General features: G+C 69.1%; 13 protein-coding genes and 3 pseudogenes. 11 read left to right on the forward strand and 5 right to left on the reverse strand.

Annotated elements, in window-relative coordinates:
• Positions 1-151: 151 nt before the first annotated feature.
• Complete coding sequence (locus ACFXPL_RS04765; protein WP_384912490.1) at positions 152-649, reverse strand: transposase; 498 nt, start codon at positions 647-649, stop codon at positions 152-154.
• A gap of 215 nt (positions 650-864) precedes the next feature.
• Here ACFXPL_RS04765 and ACFXPL_RS04770 point away from each other — a divergent pair, with 215 nt between their 5' ends.
• Together ACFXPL_RS04770 and ACFXPL_RS04775 are read left to right on the forward strand one after the other, a co-directional pair.
• A complete protein-coding gene (locus ACFXPL_RS04770) occupies positions 865-1707 on the forward strand; it encodes an alpha/beta hydrolase (RefSeq protein ID WP_384912493.1) in 843 nt (280 codons plus the stop codon).
• Positions 1708-2167: 460 nt separating this feature from the next.
• Positions 2168-2812, forward strand: a complete 645-nt coding sequence (locus ACFXPL_RS04775; protein ID WP_384912888.1) for a DUF3159 domain-containing protein — start codon at positions 2168-2170, stop codon at positions 2810-2812.
• Positions 2813-2864: 52 nt separating this feature from the next.
• Here the strand turns inward: ACFXPL_RS04775 and ACFXPL_RS04780 are convergent, their stop codons facing one another.
• Positions 2865-3539: a TetR/AcrR family transcriptional regulator gene (locus tag ACFXPL_RS04780; RefSeq protein ID WP_384912496.1), complete on the reverse strand. Its 675-nt coding sequence runs from the start codon at positions 3537-3539 to the stop codon at positions 2865-2867.
• Between the two features lie 160 nt (positions 3540-3699).
• On the opposite strand from ACFXPL_RS04780, the gene ACFXPL_RS04785 reads away from it, so the two are divergent.
• From ACFXPL_RS04785 to ACFXPL_RS04795, 3 genes and pseudogenes are all read left to right on the forward strand, one after another.
• Positions 3700-4353 carry a TetR/AcrR family transcriptional regulator gene (locus tag ACFXPL_RS04785; protein ID WP_384912499.1) on the forward strand — a complete coding sequence of 218 codons (654 nt, stop codon included), beginning with the start codon at positions 3700-3702 and terminating at the stop codon, positions 4351-4353.
• A gap of 104 nt (positions 4354-4457) precedes the next feature.
• Positions 4458-6359, forward strand: coding sequence for an alpha/beta fold hydrolase (locus ACFXPL_RS04790; RefSeq protein WP_384912501.1), 1902 nt, complete (start codon positions 4458-4460; stop codon positions 6357-6359).
• Between the two features lie 209 nt (positions 6360-6568).
• Positions 6569-6749 (forward strand): annotated as a pseudogene (locus ACFXPL_RS04795) (transposase); the annotation flags it as partial.
• A 150-nt stretch (positions 6750-6899) separates the two neighbouring features.
• Here ACFXPL_RS04795 and ACFXPL_RS04800 read toward each other — a convergent pair.
• Positions 6900-7088, reverse strand: a pseudogene (locus tag ACFXPL_RS04800) (hypothetical protein); the annotation flags it as partial.
• 470 nt (positions 7089-7558) lie between these two features.
• Here ACFXPL_RS04800 and ACFXPL_RS04805 point away from each other — a divergent pair.
• From ACFXPL_RS04805 to ACFXPL_RS04815, 3 genes and pseudogenes are all read left to right on the forward strand, one after another.
• A pseudogene (locus tag ACFXPL_RS04805) lies at positions 7559-8103 on the forward strand (transposase); the annotation flags it as partial.
• Between the two features lie 280 nt (positions 8104-8383).
• Positions 8384-9259, forward strand: a complete 876-nt coding sequence (locus ACFXPL_RS04810) for a class I SAM-dependent methyltransferase (protein WP_384912504.1) — start codon at positions 8384-8386, stop codon at positions 9257-9259.
• Between the two features lie 67 nt (positions 9260-9326).
• Positions 9327-11879 (forward strand): LuxR C-terminal-related transcriptional regulator, encoded by a 2553-nt coding sequence (locus ACFXPL_RS04815; RefSeq protein WP_384912507.1) that lies wholly within the window; start codon positions 9327-9329, stop codon positions 11877-11879.
• 65 nt (positions 11880-11944) lie between these two features.
• Here ACFXPL_RS04815 and ACFXPL_RS04820 read toward each other — a convergent pair whose 3' ends face one another.
• Both ACFXPL_RS04820 and ACFXPL_RS04825 read right to left on the reverse strand, forming a co-directional pair.
• Complete coding sequence (locus tag ACFXPL_RS04820) at positions 11945-12259, reverse strand: phosphopantetheine-binding protein (protein ID WP_384912510.1); 315 nt, start codon at positions 12257-12259, stop codon at positions 11945-11947.
• Between the two features lie 31 nt (positions 12260-12290).
• A complete protein-coding gene (locus ACFXPL_RS04825; protein WP_384912513.1) occupies positions 12291-13322 on the reverse strand; it encodes a ketoacyl-ACP synthase III family protein in 1032 nt (343 codons plus the stop codon).
• A gap of 618 nt (positions 13323-13940) precedes the next feature.
• Here ACFXPL_RS04825 and ACFXPL_RS04830 point away from each other — a divergent pair.
• From ACFXPL_RS04830 to ACFXPL_RS04840, 3 genes are all read left to right on the forward strand, one after another.
• Positions 13941-14579, forward strand: coding sequence for a response regulator transcription factor (locus ACFXPL_RS04830; RefSeq protein WP_384912516.1), 639 nt, complete (start codon positions 13941-13943; stop codon positions 14577-14579).
• Positions 14580-15004: 425 nt separating this feature from the next.
• Positions 15005-15493 carry a PhzA/PhzB family protein gene (locus ACFXPL_RS04835; protein ID WP_384912519.1) on the forward strand — a complete coding sequence of 163 codons (489 nt, stop codon included), beginning with the start codon at positions 15005-15007 and terminating at the stop codon, positions 15491-15493.
• A gap of 33 nt (positions 15494-15526) precedes the next feature.
• On the forward strand, positions 15527-16702 hold the full coding sequence (locus ACFXPL_RS04840) for a 3-deoxy-7-phosphoheptulonate synthase (RefSeq protein WP_384912522.1): 1176 nt from the start codon (positions 15527-15529) through the stop codon (positions 16700-16702).
• Positions 16703-16729: the final 27 nt, after the last annotated feature.

Below are 16729 nucleotides of genomic sequence, written 5' to 3' on the forward strand. Positions count from 1 at the left end.
GTTGTTCGTAGGGGTTTGCTCTGGTTTTCGGGAACGTCCCGCGAAGTGGGGCGTTCCCGGCGGATCGAGTGCCTGACGGGCCGCCCGCCGGCCGGCATGGCGGGACAGCCGTGCCGGTGAGCGGACGGGAAAGGCAGGGACGGGTGGGGTGTCAGGCGGCGAGGTCGAGGCTCGGTGGTTGGCAGAAGGCGCCGTTGTGGATCATCGCGTGGATGACGTTGACGCGCTGGCGAGCGAGGCGGAGGACGGCCTGGGTGTGGGTATTGCCGTGTGCGCGCTGCCGGTCGTAGTAGATCCGCGAGGACAGGTCGGTCTTGCAGCCGATTGCGGCGAACGCGGCCTGGAACAAAGCGCGTTTGAGGAGCCGGTTGCCGCGGTGGGGTGCGTGCTCACCGCGGATGGAGGTGCCCGAGGACTTCGTGGTCGGGGCGAGTCCGGAGTAAGAGGCGAGGTGTCCAGCGGTGGGGAAGGCGGTGCCGTCGCCGATCGCGACGATGACGGCGGCCGTGGTCCTGACGCCCATGCCGGGCAGCGACGTCAGGAGGTGAAAAAGAGGGAGGGCCTCCAGCAGGGCGGCGATCTCCTGCTCGGCCTGGCGGTGCTGGGTGTGGGCGGCGGGGAGCTGGGCGGCCAGGCCGGGCACGATCACGGCGCTGGCCTCGGTGCCGGGGACGATCAGGGTCTGCTCGGCGAGCGCGTCGAAGATCTCCCCGGTCAGGTGGTGCGGTTGCGTGAGCTGTGCGCCTTGAGCAGGGCCTCGCAGCGGGCCCGCCCGAGTTTCTTGATCTTCGAGGGGGACCGTGCCGCTGAAGGAGGGCCTGGACGTAGGGGTAGGCGAGCCGCGGGCCCAGGACGCGTTGCAGGGTGGGATGGATCTGGGAAAGCAGGCTGCGCAGCCGGTTGGTGGTGCGGTTGACCTCGCCGGCGAGGTCGTTGTCGTACGCCTCGTTCGCGCGCGACTTCGGCCGGGGCTTCGAGGACCGCTTCCCCGACTTCGCCAAGTTCGCAGCCGCCCAGAACGAGAAGTACGGCCTGGGCCGGACGCCCGAGGAGGTCGAAGAGACCTTTCTCGACATCGCCGCGAAGCTCGACAGGAAGCCGAGCGTCGAGGGGTTCACGGGCGCGGCGTTCCGGCAGGCGACCTTCGACCGCTTCTATTACGACAGCAAGCTGCCTGAACTGGCCGGCATATGGAAGGCGCTCAACACCGGCAAGCCGATCCCCAAGCTGAAGCCCGCCGAGGGCGAGAACCCGGCGGGCGGTACATCCGGCGTGCCCTCGGACAACTGTCTGGCGAGTCAGATGCACGTCATCTGCAACGACTCCGCCTGGCCCACGGACGTCTCGTCCTACGGCCGGAACGTCGAGCAGGGCCGCAAGGCGTACCCCAAGTTCGGGGCCGCCGGCGCGGACATCACCCCCTGCGCGTTCTGGCCGTCGCAGCCCAGCGAGAAGCCAGTGAAGCTCACCGACCGCGGCCCGTCCGACATCCTGCTGCTGCAGAACCGCCGCGACCCCGCGACGCCACTGCACAGCGCCCTCAAGACGCGCGCAGCACTCGGGGACCGGGCGCGACTGGTGACGGCCGACCAAGGCGGGCACCTGGCCTACCTGTTCCTGGACAACAAGTGCGCCAATGACATCGTCACCACCTTCCTCACCACCGGCGAACGCCCCGACGAAGACACCGCCTGCCCCTCGAACTGACCTGGTGGCCCATGGCCTGCTCGTACGTCACACCTGCGTACGAGCAGGCCATACCGCGCACCACCGCACCAACCTGGCCCGCCGCTTCGACAGGCTCTGTATGGGCGTCACGGGCCGCGCGGTCCAGGAACGGCGGCGTCCAGGTCCGGCTTGCCGAGAGGCGGCCTGGGAAGACGTAGTAGTGCCCGAGCGGTAGCCGAGGCCCTGGGTGACGGCGGAAGACCCAGCCTCGTCGCTCATCCGTCCAGTGGTCCCGTACTTGGCGGCTGGGAAGGATGCGCACGTTTCTCGGCCCGGCGAAAACCGCAAGCGAGGCGTGCGGTTGGCCACCGACATTGATCTGACTGTCACTTAATGACATAGTGGCGTCAAGTGACAGAATGGGTGGTGCCGATGGGTACCACCCAAAACCGCACGGGTGCCTCGGAAGGCAGCCCGGCAGAAGGACCAGGTGAACACCATGCAGGCACAGACCCCGCAACAGGCCAAGCGGCCGTCGGCACTGGAGCAGGCCGGAGGCGCGCGAGGAGTGGCGTATTCGGCTCTGCCGGCTCTGGCGTTCGTAGTGGCGAACGCGATGGGCGGGCTGGCGGTCGGCATCATGGTGGCGCTCGGGGTTGCCGTGATCATCGGTATCGAGCGTCTGGTGCGCAAGGAGCCGGTGTCGCCGGCGCTGGGCGGGGTGTTCGGTGTGGCGATCGCGGCCGGCGTCGCCTGGTGGACGGGGTCGGCCAAGGACTACTTCCTGCTGGGCATCTGGCTGAGCCTGGCCGGTGCGGTGCTGTTCCTGGGGTCGGTGGTTGTGCGGTGGCCCCTGGCCGGGGTGATCTGGAACTCGATGACGGGCAAGGGGCAGGTGTGGCGTGAGGAGCGTCGCTCGCGGTTCTACTTCGACATCGCGACGGTGACCCTGGCGCTGATCTTCGCGGCCCGGTTCGTGGTCCAGCAGTACCTGTACACCCAGGACGAGGTCGGCTCGCTGGGCGTCGCCAAGATCGTCATGGGCTTCCCGCTGCTGGCGGTGGGCCTGCTCGTGACGGCCTGGGCGGTCCACGCCTCCGACCGCCGCCTGCGCGCCCTCGGGCTGATAGAAGCCAAGCGGTGAGACCCCCGCGGCACGGGCGTTGCCGCCACCCTCTCCCGCGGTGGCAACGCCCTCAGCTCGTGCCGCCGGTGACCGGATCCCCGACAGCGCCACCCGTGGCCCGGCGGACCGCGTGCGCGATCCGCTCGGGAGTGCCCCGGAAATCCTCCGGGCTCGCGCCGTCCAGCAGGCCCGCCCCGACGTGTTCGTTCAGCACCCGCAGCGCCGCACCCGCGGCCGCCGCGTGCAACCGGATCTCCACATCGTCCGGCTCCCTCCCGAGGCGCTTCGCGATGATCTCGGCCATCTGCCGCTCCACCTGGTCACAGGCCATCAGCCAGGCAGTCCGGATGGCCGGCTCGCTGTCTCCGAGGCGGATCATCTTGATGCCGAGCGCGGTGTCCTCCCGCTCCGTCGGACTGGCCTCACGGCCGTGCCGCAGCGCCTCGGCGCGGAAGTGGTCCTCCAGGGAGAGCCCGAGCGGCCAGCTGCGCAGGGTGTTGAGCTCCCAATCGACGCTGCTCATGACGATCGGCTCCGCGCAGCTTTCCTTGCTGCGGAAGTGGCGCCAGATGGTCCGGGTGGAGAGGCCGACGGCCGCGGCGATCTGGTCACCGCTCGTCGCCTCCACCCCTTGGGTCCAGAACAGGCGGGAAGCCTCCCGCGAGACCTCCAGGCGAACCCGGCGCTTGCGCTCGGCGCTCATCCCGCCGCGTCCCCGCCCGCCCGTACGCTCGGCTCCCGCCATACCCGCTTTCCTCCCGGTCCGGACGCGGCCATGCCGTTCCGCCCCTTCAGGGCCGGGTGAATCACCCCCATAAAGGAGGCTCACATCCTCGGCCTCGATATTCACTAAGTGACAGAATGCTATCAAGTGCCATCAAGGGCAGGGTAGGGAGTGAAGCTCTGTGCCGAACAACGCATCAGTACGCCTCCCGGACCCGCGCGAACGGCTGAGGCTGCGCATTTCCCGTGCGGCGACCCGGCTCTTCTTGACCGGCGGAACCGCCGCCACCAGCGGTGACCGGATCGCCGAAGAGACGGGAGTGTCCACCCGGACCATCTGGCGTCACTTCCGCAACAAGGAGAGCTGCGCCGAACCCATCGCACTGCGCGGCCTCGACTGGGAGCTCAGCACTCTGCGCAGCTGGCCGCCCGGGACTCCTCTGGACGCCCACCTCAGCGCCCAAGCGGCTCGTTTCGTCCCCGACCAGCACGACCATTTCCTCCAGGACTTCAGCCTTTCGGCACGGCTGGTCCACCTCACCCGACACGAACCCGCGCTGCGCATCGCCTGGCTGATGGCCTGCGACCACGCCGAACGTGAACTGACCTCAGTGCTCGCCGACCGGACGGGTCTGCCCGCCCACACGACGCACCTCCGAGTGAACGCCGCGGCGGGCGCTGCGGCGCTGCGGGTCCTGCACGAGCTCAGAAGCACGGACGCCGCGCTCCGCGCCGGGCGGGACACACCCTCCGCACACGCCTCCCGTACGGCCGCCGTGCTCGCTCGCGTGATCTGTCCCTGCCCGCCGAACTCAACCGCACGGCCACGTCCCTGACGCGCAGAGTCCGAGACGCCGGTCACCACGGCACCAGATCCGAACAACTCACCGGCTGCGCCACCGACCGCCGTACCGCGGTGACCATTGAAGGAGCTCGTCCCATGCCCGCCGACCGACCCGACGTCTTGCACCTGAACGTCGAGGACCTCCTCGACTCCCCGGACCGCGCAGGCGCCGTCATCTCACCCGACGGCTCGAAGTTCGCCTACCTGGCCCCTTGGCGTGACCGGCTCAATGTCTGGATCCAGGATCTCGACGGCGAGGGGAGAGCGCGCTGCGTCACCGCCGACTCCCGCCGCAGCATCCTGCGCTATCACTGGACCGACGACCCGCGCTGGCTGCTGTACGAGCAGGACGGCGACGGGGACGAGAACTACCACCTCCACCGCGTCGACCTGGAACACCCGGCCGCCGGTGCCGTCGACCTCACCCCCTTCCCCGGAGCCCGGGTCACCGGCTTCGATCTGCCGCCTACCCGGCCCGGCCGCGCCGTCCTGAATCTCAACAACCGGGACCCGGCGGTTTTCGACCTCTACGAACTCCACATCGCCACCGGCGAACTCACGATGCTCGCCCAGAACCCAGGAGGCTCCAGCGCCCTGGTGTACGCACCCGACGGAACGATGTACGGACACGGACTGAGCAAGGACGGGGACATCGAACTGTCCCGATGGGAACCGGAGTCGGGCACCATGCGCCGTGTCACCACCTTCCCCGGCTCTGACCACCCACTGGACCTGCAGCCCTTCCAGCTCACCCCGGACGGCACCGGCGCCTGGGTCGGCTCCTACCGCGACAGCGAGCACACACGGATCGTCCACGTCGACTTGAACACCGGCCAGGAGACCGTGGTCGACAGCCACCCCGGCCTCGACATCGACCCTCGCGCCGCCGTCTTCCCCACCCTCCCCTCCGCGCTGATCCTCGACCGACGCACCAACGACCTCATCGGCGTGCGCTATCTCGGCGAACGCGCCGTCATCAGGCCGCTGACCGCACACTTCGCCGACGTCCTCGACAACCTGCGTAAACTCTCCGACGGCGACGTGGCCGCCCTCTCCTCGGACCGCGAGGGACAGCGCTGGATCGTCTCCTTCACCCACGACCGAGACCCTGGCGTCACCTACTTCTACGACCACACCACCGGCGACAGCCGCATCCTGTTTCGCCCCTACCCCCGCCTCGACCCGGCCGCCCTCGCGCCGATGACCCCCGTCACCATCCCCGCACGAGACGGCCTCGAACTCCCCTCCTACCTCACCCTGCCGCGGCACAGGGAACCAGCCGGACTACCCATGGTGCTCCAGGTGCACGGCGGCCCCTGGCACCGCGACAGCTGGGGCTTCGACCCCACCGCGCAACTCCTCGCCAACCGGGGATACGCAGTCCTCCAGGTGAACTACCGAGGCTCCACCGGCTACGGCAAAAGTTTCCTCAAGGCCGGTATCGGCGAACTCTCCGGCGCGATGCACGACGACCTCGTCGACGCCGTCGGCTGGGCCGTGAAGCAGGGCTACGCGGACCCGGCGCGCGTCGCCGTCTTCGGCGGCTCCTACGGCGGGTACGCAGCCCTCGTCGGAGTCTCCTTCACGCCCGGCCTCTTCGCCGCCGCCGTCGACTTCTGCGGTCCCTCCAACCTGGTGACGACCCTGCGCAACATGCCGGACTTTGCCAAGCCGTACCTCACCAACAACTGGTACCTCTACGCGGGTGACCCTGAGGACCCCGCGCAGGAGGCTGATCTCTGGGCCCGCTCACCGCTCAGCCGGGTGGCTGACATCCGCACCCCGCTGCTGATCGTCCAGGGCGCCAACGATGCCCGCGTACTCAAGTCGGAGTCCGACCAGATCGTCGAGGCTCTCCGGGACCGCGGCATCGACGTCGAGTACCTGGTAAAGGACGACGAAGGGCACAGCTTCGTCAACCCGGAGAACAACATCGCCATGTACCAGGCGGCCGACCACTTCCTGGCCCGTCATCTCCGGAACAGCGAGCACAGGTGACCGGAGCAGAGTCATGGCTACGTCGACGTCAAGATGGCCACGTCGGCAAGCGCCCGTGCACCTGGGTGGCTCTGAGCGCGGACGGGCGCACCGCACTCGAGAAACGCGCTGCGGCCCTGCGGCAATTCGTAAACGCGGCCGATCGCTCTTCGGCGCAGCAACCGGACTCAGAGGCCATCTCATTTGGGTCACTCCGTACTCTGTAAGTCATGGTGGGGATCGTTGAGCGGCTGGTACCGGGCTGGCTGTGGGAGTTGTTCCAGCGGGTGGTGCCGCAGGGCGGTGGTCGGCGTCGGCACGGGAGACCGGGTGGTGCTGGCCGCGATCGTCTTCGTGGCCACGCCAGGTTGTACCTGGCAGCAGCTGCCTTCGGTGTCGTTCGGTCTGTCCTGAGCGACCGCCCACCGGCGGCCGACGACTCCACCGACGCTCCGAACGCAAGGCCGCCCACTTCCTCGCCTTCACCAGCATCGCCTGCGCCCTCATCTACTACCGCAGACTCACCAAATGAGATGACGCCTGGTACTGCGACAGTCCTTGTTATGACGGTTGGGTAGGTTCGGGTGGTGTGTGGCCGCGTCGTTTGTAGTGGCTGACTCGGGCTTGGTGTTGGGAGGCTGAGGGGGACGAGCCCGGATGATCCGTTTCTGCTTCCCCGGAGTCGAGCTCGCGGGCTCGCAGGACGGTGAGGCAGGCGTGGGCGGCCATGGCCAAGGTCATGTGGTGCCAATGGCGCTGGGGCCCGTATGCGTTTCGCGGAGTGGGCCTTGCGGTGGCTCTGAGCGGCCGCGCGTTGTAGGAAAGTGACCGTCGTCCTCGTGCCCCGCCCAACGTGCCCGGTCCTTGTGGATAGCCACGCGGCCTGACGGGGATGCGCGGTCGAGCGGCCTCGCCGGTGGACGGCCGGTGGACAGACGCCTTTGGACGGTGCATCACGGGGTGGCACAGGCCAAGCTGCTGCACATGCTCTGATCAGGAAGAACGTCATGAGACAGCACAACAAGGCACCACTCAACATGATCGCTCACGGTCTCGTAATGCGTAGGTCTCGGGTTCGAATCCCGAAGGCGGCTCTGTAGAAGCCTCAGGACTCACTCGCCGTGACCTGGGGCTTTTGCTTTTTCCGAGGTCGGTCGGTGAACGCGGCGGCTGGGGCCCGAGACTCCGCGCGTGAGCGGAGGTGCCGTCACGCCCGCGATGGCGGCGGTCGGCGTTGGCACGGTGACCGCGAGGTCCTGGCGGCGATCGTGTTCGTGGCGACGTCGGGCCGCATCGGGCAGCAGTTGCCCACAGCGTCGTTCGGGCCGTCCGGCGCAACGGCACACCGCCGGTTCACCGAGCGGACCGGTCTGCCCCTGTCCGTCGGAATCTCTGGCGCCAACGTCCACGACAGCCAGGCCCTGATCCCGCTCGTGGAGGGCATACCTCCGATCCGATCCCGCTGGGCCCACGTCGGCGCAGGCCCGGCAAGTTCCACGCCGACAAGGGCTACGACTGCCACCACCTGAGGCGATGGCCCTCCGGCCGAGGTATCCGGCACCGCATCGCACGCGAGGGCATCGAGACCTCGCAGAGGCTGGGGTGCCACCGGTGGACGATCGAACGCACCATGGCCTGGCTCGTCGGCTGCTGCCGCCGCCTCCACCGCCTCCACCGCCTCCACCGCCGCTACGAGCGCAGAGCCGAACACTGCCTGGCCTTCGCCGGCATCAGGGGAGGGGCGCTCTCGCGCATCCGAGCGACGCCGGAGTCGTCGAGGCGGTGGCGTTCCGGGTACGGCCCGCCGGTTCCGCAAGGGGGAGCCGGCACGGAGGCCGGGGTGTCAGCTGCGGGTCGAGTTCCCGGGAACACAGCCCGGCCGAACTGGTTCCGATCAGCGCGTTGGTGAACACGGGGCGGCGCCATAAAGCTTCTTGATGCCCGAAAGAAAGGTTGTCTATTGGACATGTGGTCGAAAGCGTGTTGGTATTTGTTCTAAATTTCGCGAGTGTTGGCGCGAGGCCCGGTCGAATGGGGAGACCTGTATGGGAAGCGTTGAGAACGCCGAAGAAATGTACAACCTGTTCAACAAGGCGGCGAAGGCCTACGACCAGAGTGGCGTGGAATTCTTCCGGCCGATAGGGCGTCGCCTTGTCGAGTTTTCGGAAATTTCTGCCGGGAAGTCCGTTCTCGACGTCGGTGCCGGTCGTGGAGCCGCGCTCTTCCCCGCCGCTGAGGCCGTCGGCGAGACGGGCGAGGTCATCGGCATCGACATCTCGGAGGAGATGGTCGGGTACGCGCGGGGGGATGCTCGGGAACGTGGCCTGAGGCAGGTCTCGGTTCAGGTCATGAACGGCCAGAAACCAGAGTTCGAGGCGGGCCGGTTCGACGCGGTGATTGGCAGCTGCAGCCTGTTCATCTGGGTCAAGAGCGCCGATGACGTGCGCCCCTACCTCGAACTGCTGAGCGCGGGCGGCCGGTTCGCGACGGCGGCGCCCTCGTTCTTCTCGACCGCCTCCGGCAAGTGGGCGCTCTTCCCGGAGGTCGTCAACGAGCTGCTGATGCCGTACATGCTGCAGTCGCTGAGGCAGAGCGGCGCCTACGACTCCCAATTCGCCGAGGCCGGCTCGAACTGGCTGGCCACCGCGGAGTCCATCGAGAGGACCCTCAATGACGCCGGATTCGTCGACGTCGAAGTGGTGGAGGAAGAACTGCCGGTCATCGTCGAGTCGGGCGAGCAGTGGGTCGAATTCACCTACACCACTGGAATGCGTGGAATGTGGGAGCGTATCGAGGAGAATGAGCGACGCGAGGTTGTTTCGGAGGTTTCTCGACGGCTGGACACTCTTCGGGATGAGAGCGGTGTGATTACCGCTCCGGTCCCGATCGTCTACATGCGCGGGAAGGCTCCGCAGGCCTGATCCGGGCCCTGGAGAAATCCGGTCGGTGTTACGTCGAGGCGCTCGCAGTCCGCATGGGGGAGAGACAGTGGTCGAAGGTGTGTGGCCCGTTGCCGCGAGGGAGGCGGAACTCGCGGAGATCAAGCAATGGGCGGCCGCGGGGGTCGGCGCTCTCCTGGTCGGTGAACAGGGCGCGGGGAAGAGCACGCTGCTGAACGCCGCGCTGGAGCAGGCGCGGCGTGCCGGGGCGCGGGTGGTCCGTGGTGACGGGCCGGGGAACCAACTGCGTGGAGTGGTGCCGCCCCAGTCGCGGGCGCCGCGCCGGCGGGTCACCGTGGCGATCGACGACGTGCAGCTGGCCGACCCGGAGGCCTTGGGCCTGGTGTGCCGGCTGGTGGACAGCGGCCAGGCGCTGCTGCTGGCCACCGCCCCTCCCGGCGCCCCCCTGCCTGGCGGGGTGCGGCGGCTGCTCATCGGCAAGCGGGTACGACGGCTCGGCGTCGGCGCACTCGACAGGTCGGGGAGCGTGCGCATGCTCACCGCGCGGCTCGGCGGGCCGGTGGCCGTCGACACCGCTGAGCGGTTCTGGAAACTTTCCCGCGGCAACGCGCTGATCCTGCGGGAACTGGTGGACCAGGCCCTTGCCGAGGGCACCCTGCGGCAAGGGCGGGGAAGGTGGCAGTGGCCCGGTTTGCCGCGGGTGCCCGGCAGCAGGTTGGTCGATCTGGTGGAGCTGCTGCTCGGGGACCTTGATCCGGGCGAGCGCGAGCTGGTGAACATGCTGGCGCTCGCAGGGCCGCTACGGACCGGGCTGCCGATCGTCGACGAACTGGGCGAGGCGGCGGAGTCACTGAACCGCCGTGGCGTCCTGGTCGCCCAACGCACGGGGTTCCGGATCGACCTGAGACTCTCACACCCCCTGTGCGAGGCGGTGGTCGCGGCGACCCTCCCGGAGCTGACGGCGCGTCGGGTGCGGCAGCGCGTTCTCGACGCGATCGAGGGGGCGGGAGCCCAACGCCCGGGCGACGCGGCACGCGTCGACGGGCCCGGCCTCGGTACGGCGCGGTGCCTGCCGGAGCCCGCCCTGTTGCGGGAGGCGGCTGTGAGCGCGCTGCGCGGCGAGAACTACCCGCTCGCCGAGCGGTTGAGCCGCGCGGCGCTCGCCGCCGGAGCCGATGCCGATGGGGTCGATGCCGATGGGGTCGCTGCCGCCGGAGCTGACGCCGCCGGGGCCGGTACCGCCGGAGCCGTGCTGCTCGGCGAGGCCCTGGCCGGACAGCGCCGCCACGTGGAGGCGGAGGCCCACTTCGCGCAGGTCACGGGTTCCACCGCCGTACTCCGCCCACGCGCTCTCAACATGAGCCTCGGCCTGGGGCGGCTCGCGGAGGCGGAAGCGGTTGCCGAGACGGACCTGGGAGCGCGGGCCCTGGTGCGGTTGTTCAAGGACCGGATCGGTCACGCGCGGCGGTTGGCCGAGACGGCGGCGGGCGCGGAGCCGCTGCTCGCCCTGCTCCGCCACGAGTCGGGCGACGACGAGGGAGCCCTGGCCGTGCTGTCCGCGGCTCGGCCGACCCTGGCCGGCCGAGCCGCGGCGACGCGCCTGGACCACCTGTGTGTCACCGGGTGGATCACCGTGCACAGCAGGGGCCCGGCCGAGGCCAGGGAGGTGCTGGCCGAACTGCGTGAGGAGGCCGCGGACGACGGCGCCCGTGCCCGCGCGTACGCCGATCTCCTGGAGGCGCGCATCCTGCGGGACACGGGCCGTACGGCCGAGGCGGTCGGTCTCCTGCGGCAGTCGGCCGCGTACGGCGGGCCCACCGACTGGCTCAGCACGCGCTCCTGGCGCATCGCCCAACTGGCCGGTGCGGTGGCGGAGTCGGGGGACGGGCTGGAAGCCGTCCACCTGTTGGAAGAGGCCAGGGAAGCGCAGCGGGACGAGTGCGGGTACCCGCTGATGGCGGACGCGGTGGAGTTGGAGGCCGCGCTGGTGGAGGCGTGGCTCGGCGGCCGTGAGGCCGCGTCGCGCCGAGCGTTGCGGGTCGCCGGGCGGGCCCTGTCCGCCGGTCGGCACAGCCAGGCGCTCGCCGCGACTCATCTGGCGGCCCGGGCGGGCGCGGCGCGCGGGGCGGTGGCCGTTTGGGAGACCGCCGGTGGGGGTCCGCCCGCGACCGGCGCGGTCCGGCTGCGGCACGCCCTGGCGCTCTCGGCGCACGACGGTGACGCCCTGGGCGAGGTCTCCCTGCGGTTCGACGCCCTGGGGCTGCTGCCGCTCGCGGCGGAGGCCTCCGCGCAGGCCGCGTGGGCGCACCAGTCATCCGGCGACCGGCGGAGGGCGCGGGCCGCGCAGGCCGCGAGTGCCGAGCTCGTCCACCGCTGTGGAGCCGAGCCGCCCCCGTGGGCTGTGCCGGCCGACGGTCGGGACCGCGGTACCCGTACCGGACTCACCGTCCGGGAACGGGAGATCGTGACCCTCGCCGTCTCACAGCTGTCCAACAAGGAGATCGCCGACCGGCTCGTACTCTCCGTGCGTACCGTGGAGAACCACCTCTATCGCGCCTACGGGAAGCTCGGTGTCACCACGAGGTCGGAGCTCGCTCCCCGACTGGGCATGGGGCCCGCCCAGGTGGGGCGTATCGCTTGACCTGGGCGGGGTGGGGTCGCGCGCTCGGTGCGGACCTTCGGCCGCGGACCGCTGGTGACCGGCGGTCAGCCGGTGTTCTCCGCCAGTTCCCGGATGATCCGCTCGTTCCAGGCGGCGAACGTCGGAGTACCGGTCAGCTCTCCGAAGTCCACGCCCACGCCGGCCCGGCGCCACTTGGTGACCAGCCGCATCATCTCCAGAGACCCGAGGCCCAGACGGATGAGATTGGCGTCGTCCTCGATCTCGGACGGGCTGACGCCGATCAGCTCGGCCAGTGCCGAGCGCAGTTCCTCTCCCGTGACAGGTGGAGCGGGCACGGGTTTCGTCCCGCGAGTGCTGTCGGTGCTGTCGGTGCTGTCGGTACGTTCGGTCGGGGTCATCTCGTGCGTCCTTTCAGCGGCGGCGGGTTGGTCACTCGGCGGGTTCGGCGACGATTTCCACGATCGCGACACCGGCCTCGAACCCCGGACTGCCGGTGAAGAGCATCACCTTGTCCCCGGGGCCGACCTGCCGGGTGCTCCACAGGTGCTCCAGGCCGATGAAGACATCGGCGGCGCTGATGTGGCCGACCTTGCTGGTGTGCTCCCAGATCCCGCTGTCGAGGGGGATGTCGATCGGGTCGAGGAACTGATCGCGCAGCGCGTCGAGGGTGGCGCTCGGGTGGCAGACCCGCTTGATGTCGTCGGCGGAGATGCCCGCGTCCTCCAGCGCCTCGTCGAGGGCCCTGCGCAGCACCTCGCCAGGGTGCTGGATCGGGGGAGTGTTGCCCTTGGCCCACTCCTCCATCCAGAACTTGACACGGGCTTCGTAGTCCAGCTCCCGGCCGACGGTCACCCCGGGCGGGAAGATGGGCTCGCTGCCGCGGTGCAGGGCCTCCATCTCGGGGGCGGAGTACGAGGCGATGGACAGCAGCTTGGCGAAACCGCCGCCGCGCGAGACGACCACCGCCGCGGCGCCGTCTCCGAGGATGGAAAGGCGCGAGGTCGTCCAGCGGTCGACCAGCGGGGCGGAGTAATTGTCCGCCGCGGTGAGAAGGACCGCCGACTTGCGCGGTTCGCAGGCGAGCCGGTGCGCGGAAATGGCGAGGGAGGTGAGCATTCCCTGGCATCCCTGCTTGATTTCCAGCGCGGTGATCGGTGTTTTCAGGGTATTCGAGAGGACATAGTGCGCCGGGGACCAGCCGTCGGGGCCCTGGTGATATGCGGAGCTGTGGATCAGTGCGCCGAAATCCTCGGGTGCGTGCCCGGAACGCTGAATTGCCTCTCTGGCCGCCAATACGGCCATCTCCGGGGCCGAAAGCGAATCGGAGATGGCGACCGACTCAAGTCCTGATGCCTCGCGGAGGTCCGCGCCGTACCAGCCGGACTCCACCGCCTGTTCCGTCGTCACCAGACCGGGCACAAAGGTGCCCAGACCGGACAGGTAGGCGTCCTCAAACCTCATCGTGGGTCCCTTCCGAAGCTCATCACGCGCATCGCGGCGTGGGCTGTGTGGGCTCTGCCGACCCCAGATGACCACGGTGACGTGCCGCGGCGCCTGAGTGGCCACTACTCAGATCGGGGGCGCGGCACCCGCCGCTACGCGAGTGGACGGCCCGGCGGGGAAGTTCCGGACCGCGGGAGGAGGCGATTTTATGCTCGCTTAATCGCCGGGGTTCAATATTGGAGGATGCCGTCAGGTGTCGGCGTGCCGGATGGTGCCAGTGTGTTAGAAATCCAAATTTTCCTTATCCTTTTGATGGGTGACGGTGAAGGTTTGTTATGCTCCCGTTTGTGGCGCGGGGGAAGATATGCGCATTGCGTGGGACCGGCCTGGCTCGTGTGATGTGCGCGGGCCGAGGGCAGGCCTGCACGGAACTTCTGTGCGCACCAGTTCATTTGGTGGGCGACCCCGCTGCGCGGACTCTCGAAGGGGGAAACTGTGGTCGTCCGATCTGACCCGATGGATCGTCATCTGCCGGTGAATTCCGGTACGGGGAGGGCAGGCTGGACCGAGAAGGAACTTCCGGCCCCACGCACACAGCAGGGGCGTCGAGCGCCGGCTGTCTGGCGGGTGCTCGTGGTGGAGAGTGACAACGAGGACGCCGAGTTCCTCGTGAAGGGCTTGCAGCGGCACGGGCACGATGTGGAACGGGTGGACGCCGGAATTCCGGCACTCGACGTGTACGAAGGCGCCGATCTGGTCCTGCTCGACCTCGAACTGACTGACCTGGACGGACTGGAGGTGTGCCGGCGGATCCGCGCCGAAGGGAACACGGCGATCATCGTCGTCACCGCGCGCGGTACGGAACTCGACCGGGTCCTCGGCCTGCAGGCCGGCGCTGACGACTATCTCGTCAAGCCCTACGGCTTCCGGGAGTTGATGGCCCGGATCGAGGCCGTCATGCGGCGCGTCCAGACATCGGCCGTGGCCCCGGCGGTGATCACCCACGGCCCGTTGTACATCGACGCGGCGGCCCGCCAGGTGAGCCTCAACGGTCGCCGGGTCGAGGTCACCCGCAAGGAATTCGATCTTCTCTACCTGCTGGCGGCCCAGCCCGACGCGGTTGTCTCACGCAAGAGGATCATGCAGGCCGTGTGGGGCGACGTCTGGTCCCGACGCACCATCGACACCCATGTCAGCAGCCTGAGGGGCAAGCTCGGCAACAGCGACTGGATCCATACGGTGCGTGGCGTGGGCTTCCAGCTCGGTTGTGCCTGAACGTCTTCGGCCCTTCTCTCCCGCTTGCTCCGGTCAAGGTGGTTTCCCGGGGCCGTCGCAACACTCGTTCGGTCCGAACGCCCGGCTGGGATTTCCCGGCCGGGCGTTTTCGTGTCGGGCGCGGCGCCGGTTCTCGAAAGCACTCGATCACGGTGCCGGACCGACGGGGCCATTGGCCGGGAATTACCCAGGAGTTGACAGTTTTCTGACGAATCTGACAGCGCCTGCGGAACCTGCGACGAGTCTGACCTCAAGTTGAACGGTTGTTTCTTGTACGGGCGTCCCTCGACCGGCAAGCTCTGTGGAGGCAGGCCGGCGTGCCCCGCGGTGTCGCCCCACACCGGCGGGTCGCCCCGAGGCGCCCTTCCCTTTTTCGCATGCAGGAACCGACACAGCCGCCGCCTCACACCGTTTGGAGTTCAGCCATGCCTGAATCAACTCGGAGCAGCGATTTCACAGACGAAGCCGAATCGCGCAGCAGGAACCGGGCCACCGTGGAGACGTACATGGCGGCCCTGGGCGAGGCCCGCCTGGAGCGGCATCTGCTGTTCACGGAAGACGGTGTCGGCGGGCTGTGGACCACCGACACCGGCGCCCCGATCAGCATCAACGGCCGCGACCGGCTCGGTGAGCACGCGGTGTGGTCGCTGAAGACCTTCCCTGACTGGGAGTGGTACAACGTCCAGATCTTCGAAACCCAGGATCCCAACCGCTTCTGGGTCGAGTGCGACGGCCGGGGCAAGATCCTCTTCGCGGACTACCCCGAGGGCTACTACGAGAACCACTTCCTGCACTCGTTCGAACTGGAGAACGGCCTCATCACCTTGCAGCGGGAGTTCATGAACCCGTTCGAGCAGCTGCGTGCCCTGGGCATCCCCGTCCCCGAGATCAAGCGCGCCGGCATACCCACCTGACCGGCCGCTCTCCCCGCCGCATAGGAGGACCTCGTGGACGAAGTCTTGCGCGATATCCGCGTCCGCAAGGCACAGCAGCAGCCCGCTTGGCCCGACCCGTGGCAGGCCGAGCGGGTGGGCGAAACGCTGGCAGCCGGACCCGCGCTGGTGCGGGCCCAGGACGTGGGCGTGCTGCGTGACGCGCTCGCCCGGGTCGTGGCCGGTGAGGCCATGGTGGTCCAGGCCGGCGACTGCGCCGAGGACCCCGGCGAGTGCACTCCCGCGGACGTCTCCCGCAAGGCCGCGCTCCTGGACCTGCTCGCCGGCACGCTGCGCATGAACGCCCACAGACCCGTCATCCGGGCCGGCCGCATCGCGGGCCAGTTCACCAAGCCCCGCTCCAGCGGGACCGAGCTGGTCGGCGACGTCCAACTGCCCACGTTCCGCGGCCACATGGTCAACGGCCCGGAGCCCGACCCCGAGGCGAGGCGCCCGGATCCCCTGCGCATGCTCACCTGCTACATGGCGGCGAGCGAGATCATGAAGCACCTGGGCTGGCAGGGGGACGCCCCGCTCGGCGCACCCCTCGGCCCTCCGGTCTGGAGCAGCCACGAGGCGCTGCTGCTCGACTACGAGATCCCCATGCTGCGCACGGACGAGAACGGCAGACTGTTCCTCGGTTCCACGCACTGGCCCTGGATCGGTGAACGCACCCGCCAACTGGACGGCGCCCACGTGGCGTTGCTCGCCGGGGTGTGCAACCCGGTGGGCTGCAAGGTAGGTCCCTCGATGGATCCCGGTGAGTTGGTGGCGCTGTGCGAGCGACTCGACCCCGATCGCGTGCCCGGTCGGCTGACGCTCATCGCCCGGATGGGCGCCGACCGGATCTCGGAGCGGCTTCCGCGGCTGATCGGGGCGGTGCGTGACGCGGGACACCCGGTCATCTGGCTGACCGATCCCATGCACGGCAACACCTTCACGGCGCCCGACGGCAGCAAGACCCGCCACGTCGGGACGGTCACGCACGAGGTACGGCGCTTCCAGGAGGCCGTCAACGCCGCCGGCGGCGTGTGCGGCGGACTGCACCTGGAGACCACCCCCGACGACGTCACCGAGTGCGTCTCCTGCGACGCGGACCTCGGCCATGTCGGCGACAAGTACACGACGTTCTGCGATCCGCGGCTCAATCCGCGGCAAGCCCTCTCCGTCGTGTCCGCCTGGAGCGTCTGAACCAGACCCGCAGCCCCTACCTCTCCG

It is taken from the genome of Streptomyces sp. NPDC059092 (genome assembly GCF_042756365.1).
Classification (GTDB): Bacteria; Actinomycetota; Actinomycetes; order Streptomycetales; family Streptomycetaceae; genus Streptomyces.